The organism is Paenibacillus sp. RU5M, from assembly GCF_900221055.1.
Lineage (GTDB): Bacteria > Bacillota > Bacilli > Paenibacillales > Paenibacillaceae > Paenibacillus > Paenibacillus marchantiae.
In genome coordinates, this window is sequence record NZ_OBQM01000004.1 from 111,187 (window position 1) to 129,315 (window position 18,129).

Below are 18,129 nucleotides of genomic sequence, written 5' to 3' on the forward strand. Positions count from 1 at the left end.
TTATGCTTGAGATTACACAAGTGACCAAACTGTTTAATCCGGGAACGACCGACGAGAAGACTGCGCTGGTTGGCGTAAACCTGACGATGAACCCGGGAGACTTCGTGACCGTGATTGGCAGTAATGGCGCGGGAAAATCAACGTTGATGAACATTATCTCAGGCGTCATGAAGCCAGATATGGGCGATGTGCTGATCAATGATCGTTCCATCAAAAGCCTGCCTGAGCATAAACGCAGCAGTTGGATTGGCCGTGTGTTTCAGGACCCGATGGCGGGTACAGCACCGCATATGTCCATTGAGGAGAATATGGCGATGGCGTACAAACGTGGCAAGGGCCGTGGACTGGGCTTTGGAGTGACCCGTGCAAGACGGGAGATTTTCAACGCCCAGTTGGAGAAACTCGGCATTGGACTCGACAAACGCCCCAATGCCAAAGTGGGCCTTCTGTCTGGCGGTGAACGCCAGGCGCTCAGCCTGCTCATGGCAACATTCACCCAGCCACAAATTTTGCTGCTGGACGAGCATACGGCTGCGCTTGATCCTTCTCGTGCGGAGCTGATCACAGAGCTGACAGAGACGCTTGTACGTGAGATGAGACTTACAACGTTGATGGTCACACACAATATGGAGCAGGCCATACGTTTGGGCAATCGTCTAATTATGATGGACAAAGGCCGAATTATTTTGGACGTTAGTGAAGAGCGTAAGCGCACGCTGACCGTACCTGAGTTATTGGGCGAGTTTGAACGTATCAGCGGTAAAAAAATGGCCGACGATCGCGTGGTGCTGGGTTAAATCCAGGGAGCACCTTGCGATTACCGAAGAGAGCCAGTACATCTCATTACAAAAACCTTTTGCGTTCTCGCAAAGGGTTTTTGTGGTATGTTGAACAGAATAAGGATCACAAGTAGTAAGCATACATAGGAGGGCCAAGCATGTTGTTACAATTCGATGAAGGAACATACACGGTAATCCAGCGTACCGATTCCATCCGCCTGCTGGCGAAGGAATTTGCACTGCTGTATTTTTTGTATGAGAACAAGGAAAAAGCCTTTACTCGCAGCCAACTGCTGGATCGGGTATGGCCCTTGGAATATCCGGTTGAACGCACCGTGGACGACCATGTGTATCGACTGCGCAAGAAACTGAAACGTTGGGAAGAAATTGCACTGGAGACCGTGCGTGGTTATGGTTACCGACTTATCATCCGATCGAATATGGCGATATTGCCCTCTAACCCTTCCGCCCAAGATCAGGAGATGCGAGAAGTGATTCATGGATTGTTCCGCAAATATCATCTGTATGGGCAGGGCAAATCGATGCTCACGCTGCTGGATCAGCAAGAAGCGCTGGGCATTGAGATTGATCCATTTTATCAGCTGTATATCCACTTTATTCAGGGAGATCTGGAATGGTTGATTACAACGACGGAAATTCCCTTCGAGGAACGTTTGTATTGGCTGCTAATTTTTACACATACCCTGATTGAACCATCGGAGAGTTTGCCATTGTACGAAAAGGCTCTGAATTCATCCGCACTGTCTGCCGATCAGCTTCGTGAACTTCGTATTCTGAACATTGTTGAAGTCTACGCAGAGGTGGGCCAGTATGAACGAGCCAAAGCTCGACTTATTGAAACGTATCACGTGATGGAGCAAGATGAACTGGTCCATTTCAGACTTCCGGTAAAGCTCTCAGCGTTGTATGTGGAACTGTGGGGTGGCAGCGGCGAAGCGGTAGAGGATCACATGTCTGCTCTGCGTTCCGGGTTGAAAGATGCGCCATACTTGCGGGAAATCGGACGCTTTCAAGTTATGGAAGGCCTATGGTTGCTTAGACAAGGGAGAATCCGAGAGGCAGAGCCTAGAATGGACGATGGTCTGGACGTATTGAAAATGACATTGAACGCACCGCTATATCTCAATTCGGCTTACCAAATATTGTTGTTCATGGCACACCACCGGATAGAGGGGCGTCTTCGCACTAAATACCGTCAAATTTATGCGGATATCTCCAAAAGTTACGGCGTGCCTATTTATGGACAACAAATTGTGGATGAAATCCGCACATTTTTATCGCCGTTTGCTCCATCCTCTGATCTTCCTCTGATATAACACCCTTATGATTACAGCCAAGGAACATATAAGCCAGCAACAAGGCTGTAATCAGGGGAGGAAGTATACGTATGACCGTCATTTCAAATGAACCCAATCCATCATCCATTTCGTCCAATGGTTCATCCAAAAGCCTATGGACCAACTTCCGCTTCATGCGGATGTTTATTGCTTATTCGCTCGCAACCTTTGGAGATTGGTTTGACGCGCTCGCCATCCAGGTAATGGTCGCTTATCGTTGGGGTGCTGATCCTCTGATCATAGCCCTTATTCCGGTATGTATGGCTGTTCCGGGGATCGTACTTGGCTCGGTGGCAGGTGCACTAGCTGATCGTTTGCATAAGGTGAAAATCATGATGATATGTGATGTGATCACCGTCTTATTAACGATTGCAATTCTGTTCGCGCCAAGTGCGGCTTGGCTGCTGCCGCTTCTTGCTTTACGAGCGATGATGGGGGTATTCCATGTACCTGCGCAGCAGGCACTTACGCGTCAAGTGGTAGCAGAGGAGCATCTGTTTCAGGCATCATCACTGAACGGTTTTGTGAACCAATGCTCCAAAGTAGCGGGACCGCTGCTGGGTGCAGTCATTGTGGCCGTCTTTTCACCGCAAGTCTGTATTTTAATCAATGCTTGTACACGTTTGTTGTCCGGAGTCGTGTTATGGCCTTTACGGCGTCTAACAGAGGATCCAGAACCTTCTGCATCGGATGGAGGTCCTTTGGAAACGGGGGAGACCGAGGAATCTCTGTTCATTCAATGGCAGAAGGGTTGGCGTTTTATTCAGAGCAGCCGTACCCTTCTGAGTACGATGCTGTTTGGTTGCTTTGGATTAATGGCGATCCTCATGATCGATTACCAGTTTACGACGCTGTTTAGGGAGATCAAGCCTGGCAACGAAGCTCTGATCGGCTGGCTGGGATCATCCGCTGGGGCAGGTGCGGTTGTGATTATTCTACTATTGAATCGACTTCCGCGAATAGGGTATGGCTGGGGGTTGGGTGGAGGATATTTGCTGATTGGTGCCGGAATTGGTGCGCTTGGTTGGATCAGTTCCCAAACGTCCGAGTTCTGGATCATCATCTGGGGCTTATGCATCGGAGTGGGCAATGGACTGTTCATGGTGACGTTGAATTACTTGCTGCAAAAAGAAACTCCGCCTGCCTATGTAGGCCGTGTATTCGGTATTCAAAACTCGCTTTCCAGTGTCGTGCTGGTCATTGCTCCACTCGCTGGAGGTGCCTTGATTCGGAGTGTAGGACCGAGTCCCACATTTCAATATATTGGCATGGCGACACTGGCTATTGGTTTCGCAGGCATGATGCTGCAACGAATCTTATGGAAGGGGCAACAGCCACTTCCGGCAGAGTCGACTGGAGAACTTGGGCAGAAGACAGTCAGACAGCCATAACTGCCATCGTTACGATAAAAAGAAAATGAACGATGAACAGCCGCTACGGTTACTTATCCGTAAGCGGCTATTTCCATCTAATAGGGTAGTGCATCATGCCTCCCACCAAGAGAAATAGGAGGTGGAGGCCATCAGCCCACCAACAGACAGGGATCCGCTCACCGACAGGTTAATGGACTGACCAGGAGGAACCACGTAACGTCCTAACTCATTGGATAGAAAGGGACCTACCTGCAAGGGCATAGCCAATAAGTTTGTGGTACCCGTGGGAGCGGCAGCGGAGAATCGCACCGTTGCAATGCTCGTGTTACTGCTTGATAAATTATTGTTTACCGGTGTGAGTGTGCTCGGTGATGTCAATGTTCCATTTGCAGACAGAGTCATGGTACCACTGAAGGAAGAAAGCAAGTTGAGCGCGACCGTGATTCCACCGGAAAGCCGTGATATATACACATTTTTACCGCTCCCGACTGGGTTGGTCAGTTGGACAGTAGCAATAACACTGCCCCCCAGCAATCCTAGTGTTGTGGAGTTGGTTGAGCCTGCATTGTACAGATTGCCAGTACTACCTGCATTATTCTCAGGTGGAGCCACAATGCCGGGAGAGGTAAACGTATTCGTAATGGATGTATAAACGGGACGGTTTAGCGGGTTGAACACGTGATCATTCGGCATTGTGCACACTCCTTTTCTAAATGATATGTCAGAATTCCCACCAGGAAAGATTAATGGAGGCGGTTTGGGAGCCTGTTCCCGCACTGATGGATAGTGTCTGTCCTGAAGGGACGATGATAGAACCGTTCAGGTTTAACATATACATGCCCGCTGTAAGAGGAATGCTTAACAAGCTTGTTAATGTTCCCGTTAATGTGCCGGTATTTTGCCTTGTTGTCATTACACTCGTATTGGTATTGCCCAACAATGTATTGACTGGCACAGGTGTGGTACCACCTGTAATGGTTCCGCCGGAATAGACAATGAGTGTAGCAGCTGCGGTTGTGCCTCCGCTGATCCTAGAGACGTACAAGGTACGCCCACTGCCCACTGCATTAACGACCTGCAGCAACAGATTTAGTCCAGCACCTACACTGACATTATTGGTAGTCAGTGCAAAAGAACTGCCTGCGGCTGCCGCCCCGCCCTCTGGAGTGGACTCAATGCCAGGGGCAGAGAATGTATTAGTCAGTTGAGTATATAAGGGACCGTTAGATTGATTGAATACATTGGAATTGGTCATATAATCCACCTCCAATCTGCCTGAATAAGATAACCAAAGTGAATTTTTTGGAATGTGCTGCTTCTATGAAATTTTGAAATAGAGACGTGAAGAGGTTGTACTTGCAGTGTATGTGGGAAAAAGGGGAAGGGTTTGGGATACAAACAGTAAATCCTCAAATAACGGCGTATGCCGTGCCCGTATTTTACATGCAGGCATACGATGCGTAAGCACATTTTTTAAGGGGAAATCGATATGAGTCGAACAGCGAAGCGTAGCAAGAAGAGAACGAACCAAACAACTAAATATGTCAGCCGTCGCCAATCCCGTCGTTCCTGCCGCGCTAAATTGCTGAAACCTCCTTGTTCCCGGATTACTCGTCCCCGGTTCAAGCAGGGTACTTCCTCACGTACGACACTCCCTGGTGCTACTCACTGTTTTACAGAGCATACGTATGTCGGAGCCGAGACAAACGGTAGTATGAATTCTCTTCCGGCTCAAGACACCTCATCGCTCAGCATGTACACATATGGCATTGTAAATCGGGGTGAACATCCGGCTCTTGTGCAGATTCAGATCAGCCCTAATGCCAGGGACTATGCTGTGGACAGCCAGGAAGTGATTGCCGGAGGGCAGACCAAAGCGCTTGTGCCGCTGCGATTCCTGCGTTATACCCGGCTGGTTATCCAATCGGTTGAACCGGATCAGCCGACCCGGCTCGATGTTTATTTTCAGGCACAGCGTATGCCGTAAGAACGTGGAATTCTACAACCGATTTGACCAGGGAGGAGGACGAGGCATATGCCTAACTTTACAACGTTTAACACGAATCCGGATAATCTGAGAACTCTGATTTTTGGTCATGATAGTACAGGCGCAGCCCAGCCGGTTCACACCGATACAAGCGGGAACGTACTCGGAATTATTTTGGATGGTACGATAAGTAATATCTCAGGTCTGACTACCGTTACGATTAATGCCGGAACTATCACAAATATTCTTAACGGAACGATTACCAGCGTCCTCGGAGCAACGATCACGGCGGGTACAATTAACAGCGTGCTTGGCGCAACCATCACATCCGGAACATTAACAAACCTGCTGAATGGTACAATCACCAGTGTTTTGGGAGCCACCATTACTGCCGGAACGATCACAAGTGTGCTCGGGGCAACCGTGACGGCGGGGACATTAACAAACCTGCTCAATGGTACCATCACCAGCGTGCTTGGAGCTACAATCACCGCAGGAACACTGACGAACTTGCTGAACGGTACAATTACCAGTGTACTGGGAGCGACGATCACAGCCGGAACGATTACCAGTGTACTGGGAGCCACCATTACGGCGGGTACAATCAATAGCGTGCTTGGAGCCACAGTGACCGCAGGGACGCTGACGAATTTGCTTAACGGTACAATCACGAGTGTACTCGGAGCGACGATCACGGCCGGAACGATCACCAGTGTGCTTGGAGCCACGGTGACGGCGGGAACGCTGACGAACTTGCTGAACGGTACAATTACGAGTGTACTCGGAGCGACGATCACAGCCGGAACGATCACAAGTGTACTTGGAGCAACAATCACGGCAGGTACAATCACCAGCGTGCTTGGAGCGACGATTACCGCAGGGACGCTGACCAATCTGTTGAACGGTACAATCACAAGTGTACTTGGAGCAACGATTACATCCGGAACACTGACGAACTTGTTAAATGGTACCATCACTAGTGTACTGGGAGCTACCGTGACAGCGGGAACGTTAACGAATTTGCTGAACGGAACGATTACCAGTGTACTTGGTGCCACCATTACAGCCGGAACGTTGACCAATTTGTTGAATGGTACCATTACCAGCGTATTGGGAGCCACGATTACGGCGGGTACACTCAGCAGCGTGACGTCCATCTCGCAAAAAAGCTTTCAGGAATCACAGCTTCTCAGCACGCCAACGGCAAACACGTTTACACCGCTTCCGGCGGTCACGACGAGTGTATTCGGCACTTATTCTTTCTTTGTATATAACAGGGGTCCGGGGCTCAACCGTGTCGATGCCCGCGTGGAAATCAGTGCCAACGGTACCAACTGGTACGATGATGTGGACACGGTGACCGGGATTTTGCCAGGCTCGGTGGATGTTCTGGTGCCGCAGCGTTTTCTCAAATATACACGTCTTTCCTACCGCTCCAGTCTGCTGGGAGCATCCAGCACGATTGATGTGTTCTTCAATGGACAAGGCACATAACCCGGTTTGTTGTCATATAGGTACATGGAGTCCCTTTGGTGGGCTTCATGTACTTTTTTTGCATTGGAGGTGGCTGCATATGCAGAACAGGTTACTCGGAATTCATATGATTGTGCAAAATGAAGAACATCATCTGGCCCGCTGTCTCGACAGCTTCAAGCCGATGGGCAGCGAATGTTTCATTACAGATACCGGCTCAACAGACCATACACCGGAGATCGCTAGACATTATGGAGCAACGGTGCTTCACACCCGTTGGAAAGATGATTTTGCACATGCCAGAAATATAAGTTTGCCTCTCGCGAGCACGGAATGGATTCTGTGTCTGGACGCGGATGAGTATGTCATACAGGGATTGGAAGAGCTTTTGGATTATCTACCGAAGGTCCATAAGAGCGTTTCGAAACTGCGGATTACGATAGAGAACCGAATTGGCGAGGGAACGGGAGAGAGTGTCATCTTCCAACCTGTGCGTCTTTTTCGCGCTCATCAAGGATATCGGTATGCGGGGCGTATCCATGAGCAATTGGTTCATGGCGGTACAAGGAATGGTGGAGAACAAGAAGGCAACGATCAGGACATAAACGACTCCTTTACCCGTGAGGAAGACGGGATTGCCGAGTATGAACCCTTGGCTCCACTGTGTTTGGTTCATGATGGTTATTTGCCGTCCACGATTGCTCTAGGACATAAACCCTTGCGTAATCTAAAGCTTTTGCAGCTGGAATTAGCTGATCGTCCGGGGCAACCTTTTCACCTCTATAATGTGGGGGTAACATACTGCCAGCTAGGGAATATCGAACAGGCAGCAGAAGCCTTTACTGAATCCTTTCTTCATACACCCCTGCAAGCTCCGTATCGCTCCACCCTGGTTCGGGACTATGCCAAGGTTCTTCTGGCAATGGGGCGCTATGACGAGGCTCATGGGTTATTGGCGGTAGAAAGACAGCGTTATGCAGGATATTCCGACCTGCATCTGATATATGGAGAGATTTTGGAGCAACAGGGTCTGGAGGAGAGGGCCTACAAGTCTTATGCAAGAGCAACAGATTGCCGGGAGGGCTTCAATGGAGCTGATCTCAAGGACAATAACAAGGCAGAGATTCGAGGCGTACATCAGCAGGCAATCGAGCAAACAGGTAAACGGGGAAGCGATGAATTACGTGAGGGCAATTCCTCTGATGATGTTCACAGAGAGTCAGACCGATTGGAAAGACATTACGTAACGGATGTAGGTTGCGATAGCTACAAGGCCTATACAGCCATGGGAAGGCTTGCACAGAAAAGAGGCTTTCTGCAGGAGTCTGCTCATCTGTACAGCCTGGCTCTGGGGAGCGAGATCACGTATGCTCCTGCATGGACAGGATTAGCCGATGTATTGCAGCAATCCGGAGAGACGGATGAAAGCATAACAAAGACATTACTCGCACGCTGGAAAGAGTATTCAAAGAAAGAGCGCTCAAAGAAAGAGGGTCCAGATCTGAGTGGAGTCACATACGATGATGGTCTGGCATATGTGGTGCATGCAATTGCTTCCAGCGGAGCGTATGGGCAAGCATTAGACTTGCAACATGGAGATGCCCGAAATACGCGTATAAAACATGAAGAGTACCTATATTGGATGTTATGTGACAACAGGGTATCAGATGCGTTGCAGTACGTGCAGAATCAGTGGAGTGAGGAGCATCGTGCGGGCGTAAACCTCCAGCCTGAGCAACGATTGGACTTGGCATTGACCTATTGGGCAAATGAATTATCTGTATCCGAATCATTTATGGCAGCAGCAGAACCTCAGGAGAGGGAAGGCTGGAGACTGCTGAATGACCTGCTGGATACGGGAAAACGCGTGCATGCCGAGGATGAAAGAGATGGGAAAATAGTTCACCAGACGCTTCAGGCCGCAACGGAGCTGAGTAAGAACATATTGACACGGGCAGTGCAGATGGGGCAACTGGCGTTTGTTAGGAAGCTGTACGAGAAGATGGCTTCGACTAACCCTGAACACGACGAAAATGATGTTCATAGCCAATGGCTGGCCGCTGTTCTTTACCGCCAGGGATACACCATGGCTGCCGCAGATCTGCTCATTCAATGTATGTCACAAGGCGATTTGGATGCGGAAAGCCTCTTTTACCTTGGGGAAGCCGTGTATGCTAAAGGGCATTACAATCAGGCATTGATTCTTTTCCAGCAGGCATTGGAGAAGGATTCAGAACAGCGACAGGCGAGAGCTGGAGCTGCTGTCTGTTATATGAGGTTGGCGCTAGAGGTTATCAGACAGGAACGAACTCGCTCACCCGCTGACAAGGTACTTTTGGCACAACAGACTGTTTTGGAGCAGCAACTACGCACCGCAGAGGGTATCCCTTGGCGCACGGTGTTCCGTGCGAAGGAGAGGAGGAACCAGCTTGCCGACCAAGCACATTTCATTATGCATGATCGTGAAGGATGAAGAAGAACTGTTGCCTCATTGTCTTGAAAGTGTCCGCGGGGCGGTGGACGAGATCATTGTTGTGGATACCGGTTCGTCGGACCGAAGTGCTGCCATTGCCAGGGAATATGGGGCAGTAGTTGTGCCGTTTGTGTGGAGCGACGATTTTGCCGCGGCACGAAATGCTGGCCTGGAGCGGGCTTCGGGCGAATGGATTCTTTTTCTCGATGCGGACGAGGCGTTGGATGAGAATGCACGGGAGCAGATCAGAAGCTGGACGGCAGCCAGCGGATGTGACGGATTGTTTTTAAATATCCATAACTATACGGGTTCAGGTCAGCAGGGGGTGACGGTAAATCCGGTATTGCGCCTCTTCAGGAACGAGCCGGAGCATCGGTTCGAGGGTCGGATTCATGAGCAGATTGCGGTGGCAATCTGTCGGAAGAATCCACAGGCTGCTTTTCACGTGACAGACATGATCATTCACCATTACGGGTATCAGACAGCCATTGTGGAGCGCAAGGATAAGGTGAACCGGAATTTGCGTTTGCTTCAACAGGCGGTGGAGGAAGAGCCGGAGCAGCCGTTCCATCACTATAACCTGGGTGTCGAGTATCTGCGGATGGGAGAAACGGAACAGGCGCTGAAGACGTTTGGCGTAGCAAAAGCGGGAATTGATCCAACCCTGACAAGTTATGCACATCTGTTGTTCAAATATGAGATTCGCTGTTTCCAGCATTTGAGTCGCTGGCAGGAAGCATTGGATCATATCCATGATGCTCTTGAACTCTTCCCGGAATACACGGACCTGCTGCATCATCGCGGAGTATGTGAGGAGGCGTTGGGGGAGACCGAAAAGGCAGAACTATCGCTGCGTGAAGCAGTTCGTATGGGGCCGCCGCCACCCATATTTCATACGGAAGAAGGAATTGGAACCTATCAGACCTGGTATACCTTGGGTAGGCTGCTGGAGGGGCGGGCGGATCTTGAAGGTGCTGTGGATGCTTATGTGGAAGCAGTCCGTGCGAAATCGAGCCTGCTGCCGCCGTTGTACCGGATCTTTCGGATCATGCGGGTTTCGGGTCAAGAGCAACACTTGGTGAAGCTGATTAAGGAGCGATTTGCAATCACTTCAGAAGAGGCGATCCAGAAAGTGTTGGGCATTCTGGAGCAGTGTCGTTGCTATGATACAGCTGTGCAGTTGTTGCCAGACATATCTTCACACCCTTCCGGGGAGATGCGGGAGAGGTTATCCATGGCTGAGGCTTTGCTTCAGATTCAACAAGGGAAATGGAACAAGGCACGCCTTAAGCTAGATACGGTACGGCGAAAAAAAGGAGAGCTTTCTGTGCCGGCTACCCATTGGATAGAGCGACTAAACTGGATTGAAGTAAGACCAATAGAGGGGAAAGATCAACTGACTGCGTGGCTGTATCGTCATTCGCAATCGGGTACGGAGTCGGAGCCATATCAACAGGCAGAACGAATCAGTAGTTCACAAGCCGTTGCCCAAAATGACGACTCAAACGTGGCTGCTGGGACAGCATATAATGGCTGGCAGGCAATTGGATTAATGATGGAAGGGTGTGTGCAATCCGGGAAATGGGATATGCTGCATGCGCTGGTCCAGCTTGGTCAGGGGCAGTTGGCAGAAGGAGTGTATCCATTGGTGGAAGGAGCCCGGCAGGAAGCGGGAGAACCCTTTTCCGGAGCCTCCGATTCACGTGTGGGAACCAGCTGGTTGGTGAAAGGGCTTGTCAGTGCTGCCGATCATCACTTGGAGGCATATGCTCAAGGGACAGAAGTACAGCGAGACCGTTGTTGGCCTGTGGTTCAACAGATTAGGCTGGATTTACCGGGGCCGGATGGTTTTGAGTTTTGAAGATTGAATGAAAGAGAGCAGAACCCCGTATAGGAAGGAGGGAGGATGAACATGCAGACAGGAATCAGCCTGTGCATGATTGTGAAGGATGAGGCCCGGTCGCTTCAGCGATGCTTGGATGCTATTCAGGATGTTGTGGATGAGATCATCATTGTGGATACGGGATCAACGGATGAGACGATCGATATTGCCCGTCGTTATGGGGCGGTTGTCATCAGTGCGGCATGGACCGGAGATTTTAGTGCTGCCCGCAACCTGTCTCTTGCTGCGGCCACTCATCCTTGGATTCTGGTACTGGATGCGGATGAAGTCTGGATGCAGACCGAGCACAATCTGACGAAGATGAAGCGGCTGCTGACCTCAAGTCAGGACGACGTATGGGGCTACTGGATACAGGTCACGAGTTTGCTCGGAATGTCTGGAGAAGAGCGTGTGACGGATGCGGTGTGTCGTTTATTTCGGAATGATCCCCGGATTGCTTTTCAAGGCATGATTCATGAAGAAGTGGCATCTTCGATTCTATCCTTCGCTCCGTGGGGTGTGGTCGATTCCGGGCTTGAGATTATTCATTATGGCTATCTGGAGCACGTTATTGTTGGCAAAAATAAACCCGAGCGCAATATGCGGCTTATTCGCTCCGCTCTCCATAAGTCGCCGGATCAACCGGAACTGTTATATGCCATGGCTGCCGAGTGGTTTCAGCAAGCGAGATACGATGAAGCGCTCAAGTTGTTACAACCTTTGCTGGCAAAGCTTACGCCGGAATGCGGATATCATTCAGATCTGGTACTCAAAACGGCTTATGCCTGGCGGGAACGTAGCCGCCCAGAGAGAGCACTCGCTATCGTTGAGGAATGGAGGCCGCTGTATGCTGACTTCCCTGACTTGCTGGAGCTTGGTGCTGTGTTGGAGCTCGATCAAGGACGGGATGCTGCGGCGCTCGACTGGCTCAAGCAAGCCAAAGCAGCAGCTTCCACAGCCAGTCGATATACGTCCGTTTCCGGTGCCGGAACGTATCGCAGCCTGACTCTGGAAGGCATGGCCCATGAACGGCTGGGCTGCTGGCAGGAGGCAGCTAAGGCTTATACATCTGCGCTCGCCGTACAGCCCGGCAGCTTGCCAGCATGGCAGCGGCTGTTGCTGCTGGCCGCAGCTAGCGGGCGGCCGAACGCCATCGCAAGCGCAGCCCAGCGGATCAGCCTGCCGCCTGTGGCCTGGCAGGCGCTGATCCCGGCCGCGCTGGATGCGCATCGGCCAGAATGGCTGCTGCGCCACGCGGCATCGCTGTCCGCCGCGCTGCGAGCGCAGCCCCTCGCCGCCGGGCTGGCGCTGGCCCAGCTCGGCGAGGACGCCGCTGCCCGGGCGGCTTTGCAGCCCTGGGCGACGCACGCGCAGCATGGGCCGGAGGCGGCGCTGGTGCTGTGGGCGCTCGGCCACAAGCAGCCCGGCGAGCCCTTCGCCAGTGCTGCTGCGGGCTCAGCGCGAGGCGCAGCCGCGTCGCCGCCAGCGCGGCGTAAGGCCCGCGAGCAGGCAGCCACGCCCGATGCAGCCCGCGCAGCCGATGCGCTGCTGCGGGGCGCTTTGGCCAGCTGCGCCGCGCCAGCGCCGCAGGCCGTGCACGCCGCGGCGCTGGCGCTCGCACGCGTAGGCGCCTGGGCCGCATGGCTGCGCCTTCTGCAGGCCCTGCCGCCCGGCCAGGCGCCGGCGCTGCTCGCGGCGCTTCCGCCTGCGGCCCGCTGCGGGCTGCTGCGCGCGCCCGCAAGCGTGCGTGAAGGGCTGCTTGTGCTGTTCGGCACGCCGCATGGCGCGCAGCAGCCCTTCACGCACGAAGTGCCCGCCATGGTACTGGCGGGCACGCTCGCTTTGCTCGCCGGGCGGCAGCGCACTGCGCGTGATTGGGCCGAATGTGCCCAAGTCATTGCACGGCAACCTGCCGCTTCCGGCAGCCCGGCAATGATCCCGCCGGGCCTGCACACCCTGCTGCGCCTGACATCACCCGGCGCAGCATCCACCGAAGCATACGCCAACCAGTGCAGCATGCTGCTGGTTCATCTCTAACGCTGAGGCAATCCAAGGGTTTTAAGGATGTAGAGTTAATCTTAATCTATGCCCCTCATCCGTGATCCCGTTTATCCATCCCAATTATTCCTTACGAATAACAGCACGAAAACAACGGATTGCCGGGCCGTACATGTCAGACCAGATGGCATCCTCCGGTTCTTTCACGCTCAGCTTGCCCTCGATCATCAGTCCAGTGACAGCCATAATCGTCTCCAGCAGGTCCGGACGCATCTCGGGCACATCAAACGTGGCTATCAACCGTCCGTCTGGCTTCAGCACCCTGGCGAATTCGCGAAAGGCCCGCAGCATCGTGCCTGTATCCAGATGCTCCAACACAGAGATGCAGAATACGCTGTCAAACATCTCCGATTCATACGGAAGCTGAGCCAGATTGGCCTGCGCAAGATTTAGTCGGTCCAGGCTCGATTCCGGCAGGTCACGTGCGGCCTGTTCACCAAAATCAGAAGCGATATCCAGCCGGATCGCTTCTCTGGACAAAATGCGCTCATCCCAATCACAGGCATGAACTTCCCGGCAGTGCTCTGCTAGCCAAAATTTGAATGGATGGGATATACCACAGGCAGCGTCGAGTACGACGTCTTCCTGCCGCGCAAACTGGCGTGCCCATTCGTACTCGTACGGACGGCTCCACCACGCAGGATGCAGTGGGAAAACCAATGTATCCGTTTTGGGGTCACCCTCCCGAATGTATCTTGATTCCATGAAATCCGTTGCATTTGGCGTATCCATCATCCCCGAATTCCCTCCTTTAATCCTGCTTCTGCCAAAAAAGATTCCAATACCGTACTCCACCTGCGCCGCCAGTGGGATATGTCGTAGGACAGCGCCGTCTCGCGGGCATAGATACCCAGCCGCTCCCGCTCAGCCCGATCCTGAACGAGGCGTACCAGCGCAGCGGTCAGCGCTTCTTCACCTGGAGGTACCAGCAGTCCGTTGAAGCCATCCTGAATCAGATCATTCAGACCGCCAACATTGGAAGCAACAACCGGAAGCCCACAGCTCATCGCCTCCAGACAAGCGTAGGATGTTCCTTCCGAGAAGACGGTCGGAATCACGGCGATATCTGCCTGATGGTAGGCCTCGCGAATATCCCGAAAATCATACGTGCGCTGTATAATTCGATCCGCATGAGGGTGCGTGCGATGCCAATACCGGAAGGATCGGCCCACCGTGCTGCCTTCAACCAGTTCTCCGGCAAATTCGACCTCTAGATCAGGAAAGGCACCGAGCAGTCGGTCAGCTGCCAGCATCATCGGAATAATGCCCCGTTCCATGCTGATGCGGCGTGGATATAAAATGCGCAGTGGACGGGAAGGGCTCACATGGATTGCGGCCGTTGTGTCATTCTCCTGCTCCTTCAAATGATCCCCCGTTAGCACATTTGGCTGGTGACCAGCCATGCCCTGTCTGATATTTGGCGAGTCCAGTTCTTCAGCGATTACTGTCACCTCGGATCTGTCCGCCCGAACCATGCCGTTTCCATCGTTTCTTTCCCCCACGGATGACAAAGCATTCAACCCCGAGATGGCAGCTTCACTATGATCTTCATGACTTGCAAGATCCTTCTTCCATGCTGCCAGCCATTCTTCTTCCTGTTCATGCTCGAATGTACGCCTTGGCGGAGCAGGCGTGAAGTAGGAGGTATCCACTGCATTGGGAATGAGCACGACCTGACCGGGGTCGGCAAACGTACAAGCAGCACGGCAAAAGGTCTGAAAATGAGAATCGACCGACACGATGCGTACAAGTCCATCCAGTGCCAGCTGAATATGCTCCGCGACTTGCTGCTTGGTTTCGAGCGGCAGCGCGGGACGATCCCAGTTAATACCGTGGCAGATGCCGAGACTGCCCGGCTTGTAGGCAATGGGCTGCCACAGGCAGCTTGCATAGATCACGGGTCCTCGTGCTGCGGCAGCCATTCGGGCAAAAGCTTCGGGCACATCATTCATATCGTAGGCATATCCGTATACATCAATCTGTTCCGTACGGGTCTGAAAAGCTTCAAAATAGGACAGTTGATGAACCTCGGGGATGTGTCCCAATCCGCGGATTACACTGCATAAATCCAGGACGTAACGCTCCAGACCGCCCCCGAACACCCGGCTGAATTCCCGGTTATATCCATCGGTGAAGCTGTGTGTCAATATGCTGACCACGCCCATTTCACTGCTCCTCCTTCCACGGAATCAGTCGGGGCTCCGGATCAAGAATGGATTCATAGTGCTCCAGGCTGCCCCACTCGCCGTGTGGATCAATTCGTTTATAACGCAAATATTTCCGAACCCGATCCTCCAGACTTCCGGCCCAGCCAAGATGCTGGACTTTCAATTCTGTGCTGATTCCAGGCAATACAGTGCAGGGCAAGGGAAGACGAGGCACATGATGATTTTGCTGCGGATAAAAGTAAGGATAACCTGGCATATAACGGACCAGGGAAGCGGTATGACGTCGGTGAAGCCCCCAAAGGTCATCTTCCCGATAGTGGGTTCGTCCGCCCCACATATCGTAGAAGCGGAAAGCGATCCAGTCCGCGTGATCCTGGTTAATCAGAGCGCGTATCGCTTTCTTCGCTTCCGTGCTGTATAGCTCATCGGCATCAACCGAGAGCAGCCAATCCGGGGAGGTACCTGCCGCTGCTTGCCATAGAGCGTTGCGTAATCGCCATTCCTCCGAAAATAATGGCTTTTCCAGCACTTCCAGACGAACGACCTTTGGATAGGCTCTGCATATATCGGGTGTTCCATCTGTGCTGGCATCGTCCACAATGACGATCTCATCTACGAATTCACTCAGATCGTCCAGCACTTCCTCCAGATATCGCCCGCGCTCGTTACGTACCTGAAGCATGGCGGTCAGTTTATTGCCCTGACTTTTACGAACCCGACGAACGGAAAACGGCTCTCTGAATAGGCCTGTATCCTGGTGTTTTGCAGCATGCTGCTGATCGCCTTGCCCCTCTGTGTCAGCATGCAGCGATTCCAGCGTTTCCGTTGGAGTATGAGTTGTTTCGGATCGTATATCCTTATGCACCATCGGTCCATTCACATGTTGTCTGCGCTTCTTCGGGTCCAGCATCATGGCACCTCCCCCAGCAATTGCTGGACGGCTTGATCCAACAGCTCCATCTCGACGATTCGTGCAAGAGCATCTTCATCCTCCAGTGCCGTCTCCAGAAATTGTCTCACCGCCCCGTGACGTTCTCCGCGCAGAGCCAGAGCTAGACCCGATAATTGCCGATAATCCTGTCGGCTGGGGCTATCCTGAATATCCACTGCATGCACCAAATCTAATGCATCTTCCACACGTCCAGTCTCCTGATAGATACGAAATTTCCAATGCCGCGCCGTTTCGCCTCCGAGTTCATCCAAAATGTGTAATGCGTTTCCATAATCATCATTCAGACGCAGCAGTTCTGCCCGGACAAGCTGTTCCTCCCCGGCCTCCAGCCAGCGACAGAGTTGTTCATAATGGTGCCGTTCCTGCTCGTTACCTGCGCTGATTCCATACACCTGCAACGCGTTCTCGATTTCCCCGGCCCTTGCATGAATGGCGGAGAGGAATCGATAGTGGGAGCTTACACAATCATTGCGCCCGTTTAATACCGCGTGAGAGAAGGCTTCCTTGAGTGAAGTGGCCGCTCTGGAATCCTCTAGCACATATTCATAGGCTGCCAGCAAAAAGGAAATCGTCTCATGCGCTCCTGCTTTGGAACGAAGCTGACGATAGAAGTCGGCCCGCACACTGCATTGCAGCTGGGTGACCGTATCCTGAACATCCGAGAGCGTCTGTCGCAGCGCATGCAGGAATAGCAGTTCATAGTCCCGGAGAGGGACCTCGAGGTCATCCTTTTGCATGACACCAGCAGGAGAGGTATCCTCTCCATTCAGCCAGATGGCGCGTACGCCCTGGAATACCAGCTTCATATAGCGTGTTTCTGAAGTCGTGCCCACCAGATCGGCGATACCGACCAGTCTTGAAATGCAGCTCTCCCATAGGGGAGACTCCGCTTCTTCACCAACTGGCTCGGGAAGAAGTACAATACAGAGCTCCGGATGGAGCGAGGCTGTGGCGGTCAGCCAGTAGGGATGCGCAACCACAGCAACCGTACGGGGCTCCTGCAGCAATTGTTCTGCTTCGGGAAGCGTGATGACGGTGATATTCGCAGGCATTTCCTCGGAGCGCTCCAGGCTACTGACATAGTAGACAGGCCCTTCCGCAACCATCAGAGCAGCGATGTCTGGATAGGGAAAAGCAGACCATCCTCCCTTCCGGGGGAAAAGGACATAACGAAAGGCAGGCAGGGCCGTACTTGACTCTTCTACATCTACCCCTTGATAAGGCTCCGGGTCCGGGATCGGAGACAGCTCTTCCATCGATGAATCACCTCACTTGATTTACATTTTTGTCCGTTCATGGATTGAAGCAGCACCATCTGATAAACATCGGATTGGCGCTGCTTTGAATGATATCAATGAATCCAATGATTCAATATGTAATGCCTTTTTTGCCCAGCGTATTTTATGCCTGACACTAACATATGGGCGTTCCGTCCCAAACATGAGCATCTTCCGTGAATAGACGAAGCTGGCAAGCTCTAACATTAGGCTTGTTTTTTTCTATTGTGTGACCATCGTCACTTTTTTTTGCTGTCATGGCAGGGTTTGTGATAATTGTCACATGTATAAAATAGTCTATCTGGCACAATACGTTCATCAATACGTGTTTGGCTGACAGAAACTGAAG

The 18,129-nt window shown here is 52.3% G+C and carries 14 protein-coding genes; 8 read left to right on the top strand and 6 right to left on the bottom strand.

Annotation, left to right across the window (positions count from 1 at the left end; genetic code table 11):
- The first annotated feature begins 2 nt into the window (after positions 1–2).
- From CRO25_RS14435 to CRO25_RS14445, 3 genes are all read left to right on the top strand, one after another.
- Positions 3–797: an ABC transporter ATP-binding protein gene (locus CRO25_RS14435; RefSeq protein ID WP_063567603.1), complete on the top strand. Its 795-nt coding sequence runs from the start codon at positions 3–5 to the stop codon at positions 795–797.
- Between the two features lie 140 nt (positions 798–937).
- Positions 938–2,116, top strand: coding sequence for a winged helix-turn-helix domain-containing protein (locus tag CRO25_RS14440; RefSeq protein WP_079695472.1), 1,179 nt, complete (start codon positions 938–940; stop codon positions 2,114–2,116).
- A 71-nt stretch (positions 2,117–2,187) separates the two neighbouring features.
- Complete coding sequence (locus CRO25_RS14445; protein WP_079695473.1) at positions 2,188–3,528, top strand: MFS transporter; 1,341 nt, start codon at positions 2,188–2,190, stop codon at positions 3,526–3,528.
- A gap of 93 nt (positions 3,529–3,621) precedes the next feature.
- Here the strand turns inward: CRO25_RS14445 and CRO25_RS14450 are convergent, their stop codons facing one another.
- Positions 3,622–4,203: a hypothetical protein gene (locus CRO25_RS14450; protein ID WP_063567605.1), complete on the bottom strand. Its 582-nt coding sequence runs from the start codon at positions 4,201–4,203 to the stop codon at positions 3,622–3,624.
- Between the two features lie 28 nt (positions 4,204–4,231).
- A complete protein-coding gene (locus CRO25_RS14455; RefSeq protein ID WP_079695474.1) occupies positions 4,232–4,765 on the bottom strand; it encodes a hypothetical protein in 534 nt (177 codons plus the stop codon).
- A gap of 234 nt (positions 4,766–4,999) precedes the next feature.
- Between CRO25_RS14455 and CRO25_RS14460 the strand changes: the two genes are divergently transcribed.
- The 5 genes from CRO25_RS14460 to CRO25_RS14485 all read left to right on the top strand — a co-directional run bounded on the left by CRO25_RS14460 (position 5,000) and on the right by CRO25_RS14485 (position 13,362).
- Positions 5,000–5,497 carry a DUF6385 domain-containing protein gene (locus tag CRO25_RS14460; RefSeq protein WP_072733753.1) on the top strand — a complete coding sequence of 166 codons (498 nt, stop codon included), beginning with the start codon at positions 5,000–5,002 and terminating at the stop codon, positions 5,495–5,497.
- A gap of 48 nt (positions 5,498–5,545) precedes the next feature.
- Positions 5,546–6,991 (top strand): DUF6385 domain-containing protein, encoded by a 1,446-nt coding sequence (locus tag CRO25_RS14470; protein ID WP_256863651.1) that lies wholly within the window; start codon positions 5,546–5,548, stop codon positions 6,989–6,991.
- Positions 6,992–7,070: 79 nt separating this feature from the next.
- Complete coding sequence (locus tag CRO25_RS14475) at positions 7,071–9,443, top strand: glycosyltransferase (RefSeq protein WP_179132183.1); 2,373 nt, start codon at positions 7,071–7,073, stop codon at positions 9,441–9,443.
- Positions 9,400–11,304: a glycosyltransferase family 2 protein gene (locus CRO25_RS14480; protein WP_143806549.1), complete on the top strand. Its 1,905-nt coding sequence runs from the start codon at positions 9,400–9,402 to the stop codon at positions 11,302–11,304. The genes CRO25_RS14475 and CRO25_RS14480 overlap by 44 nt, the downstream gene beginning before the upstream one ends.
- Before the next feature lie 45 nt (positions 11,305–11,349).
- On the top strand, positions 11,350–13,362 hold the full coding sequence (locus tag CRO25_RS14485) for a glycosyltransferase (RefSeq protein ID WP_079695477.1): 2,013 nt from the start codon (positions 11,350–11,352) through the stop codon (positions 13,360–13,362).
- A gap of 84 nt (positions 13,363–13,446) precedes the next feature.
- Here CRO25_RS14485 and CRO25_RS14490 read toward each other — a convergent pair whose 3' ends face one another.
- From CRO25_RS14490 to CRO25_RS14505, 4 genes are read right to left on the bottom strand one after another with little or no spacing between them, the layout of a single operon-like run.
- Positions 13,447–14,118, bottom strand: coding sequence for a class I SAM-dependent methyltransferase (locus CRO25_RS14490; RefSeq protein ID WP_079695478.1), 672 nt, complete (start codon positions 14,116–14,118; stop codon positions 13,447–13,449).
- The gene (locus CRO25_RS14495) at positions 14,115–15,548 is read right to left on the bottom strand and encodes a glycosyltransferase family 4 protein (RefSeq protein WP_064641732.1); all 1,434 of its coding nucleotides are present in this window, start codon (positions 15,546–15,548) and stop codon (positions 14,115–14,117) included. Before CRO25_RS14495 ends, CRO25_RS14490 begins: the two co-directional genes overlap by 4 nt.
- 1 nt (position 15,549) lies before the next feature.
- Complete coding sequence (locus tag CRO25_RS14500) at positions 15,550–16,461, bottom strand: glycosyltransferase (protein WP_079695479.1); 912 nt, start codon at positions 16,459–16,461, stop codon at positions 15,550–15,552.
- Positions 16,461–17,759 carry a hypothetical protein gene (locus CRO25_RS14505; RefSeq protein WP_079695480.1) on the bottom strand — a complete coding sequence of 433 codons (1,299 nt, stop codon included), beginning with the start codon at positions 17,757–17,759 and terminating at the stop codon, positions 16,461–16,463. The genes CRO25_RS14500 and CRO25_RS14505 overlap by 1 nt, the downstream gene beginning before the upstream one ends.
- Positions 17,760–18,129 lie beyond the last annotated feature (370 nt).

What these genes read in the sequence shown, in the direction of transcription:
- CRO25_RS14435 (WP_063567603.1), top strand. Translation starts at nt 3, where the DNA reads ATGCTTGAGATTACACAAGTGACCAAACTGTTTAATCCGGGAACGACC.
- CRO25_RS14440 (WP_079695472.1), top strand. Translation starts at nt 938, where the DNA reads ATGTTGTTACAATTCGATGAAGGAACATACACGGTAATCCAGCGTACC.
- CRO25_RS14445 (WP_079695473.1), top strand. Translation starts at nt 2,188, where the DNA reads ATGACCGTCATTTCAAATGAACCCAATCCATCATCCATTTCGTCCAAT.
- CRO25_RS14450 (WP_063567605.1), bottom strand. Translation starts at nt 4,203, where the DNA reads ATGCCGAATGATCACGTGTTCAACCCGCTAAACCGTCCCGTTTATACA.
- CRO25_RS14455 (WP_079695474.1), bottom strand. Translation starts at nt 4,765, where the DNA reads ATGACCAATTCCAATGTATTCAATCAATCTAACGGTCCCTTATATACT.
- CRO25_RS14460 (WP_072733753.1), top strand. Translation starts at nt 5,000, where the DNA reads ATGAGTCGAACAGCGAAGCGTAGCAAGAAGAGAACGAACCAAACAACT.
- CRO25_RS14470 (WP_256863651.1), top strand. Translation starts at nt 5,546, where the DNA reads ATGCCTAACTTTACAACGTTTAACACGAATCCGGATAATCTGAGAACT.
- CRO25_RS14475 (WP_179132183.1), top strand. Translation starts at nt 7,071, where the DNA reads ATGCAGAACAGGTTACTCGGAATTCATATGATTGTGCAAAATGAAGAA.
- CRO25_RS14485 (WP_079695477.1), top strand. Translation starts at nt 11,350, where the DNA reads ATGAACATGCAGACAGGAATCAGCCTGTGCATGATTGTGAAGGATGAG.
- CRO25_RS14490 (WP_079695478.1), bottom strand. Translation starts at nt 14,118, where the DNA reads ATGATGGATACGCCAAATGCAACGGATTTCATGGAATCAAGATACATT.
- CRO25_RS14495 (WP_064641732.1), bottom strand. Translation starts at nt 15,548, where the DNA reads ATGGGCGTGGTCAGCATATTGACACACAGCTTCACCGATGGATATAAC.
- CRO25_RS14500 (WP_079695479.1), bottom strand. Translation starts at nt 16,461, where the DNA reads ATGCTGGACCCGAAGAAGCGCAGACAACATGTGAATGGACCGATGGTG.
- CRO25_RS14505 (WP_079695480.1), bottom strand. Translation starts at nt 17,759, where the DNA reads ATGGAAGAGCTGTCTCCGATCCCGGACCCGGAGCCTTATCAAGGGGTA.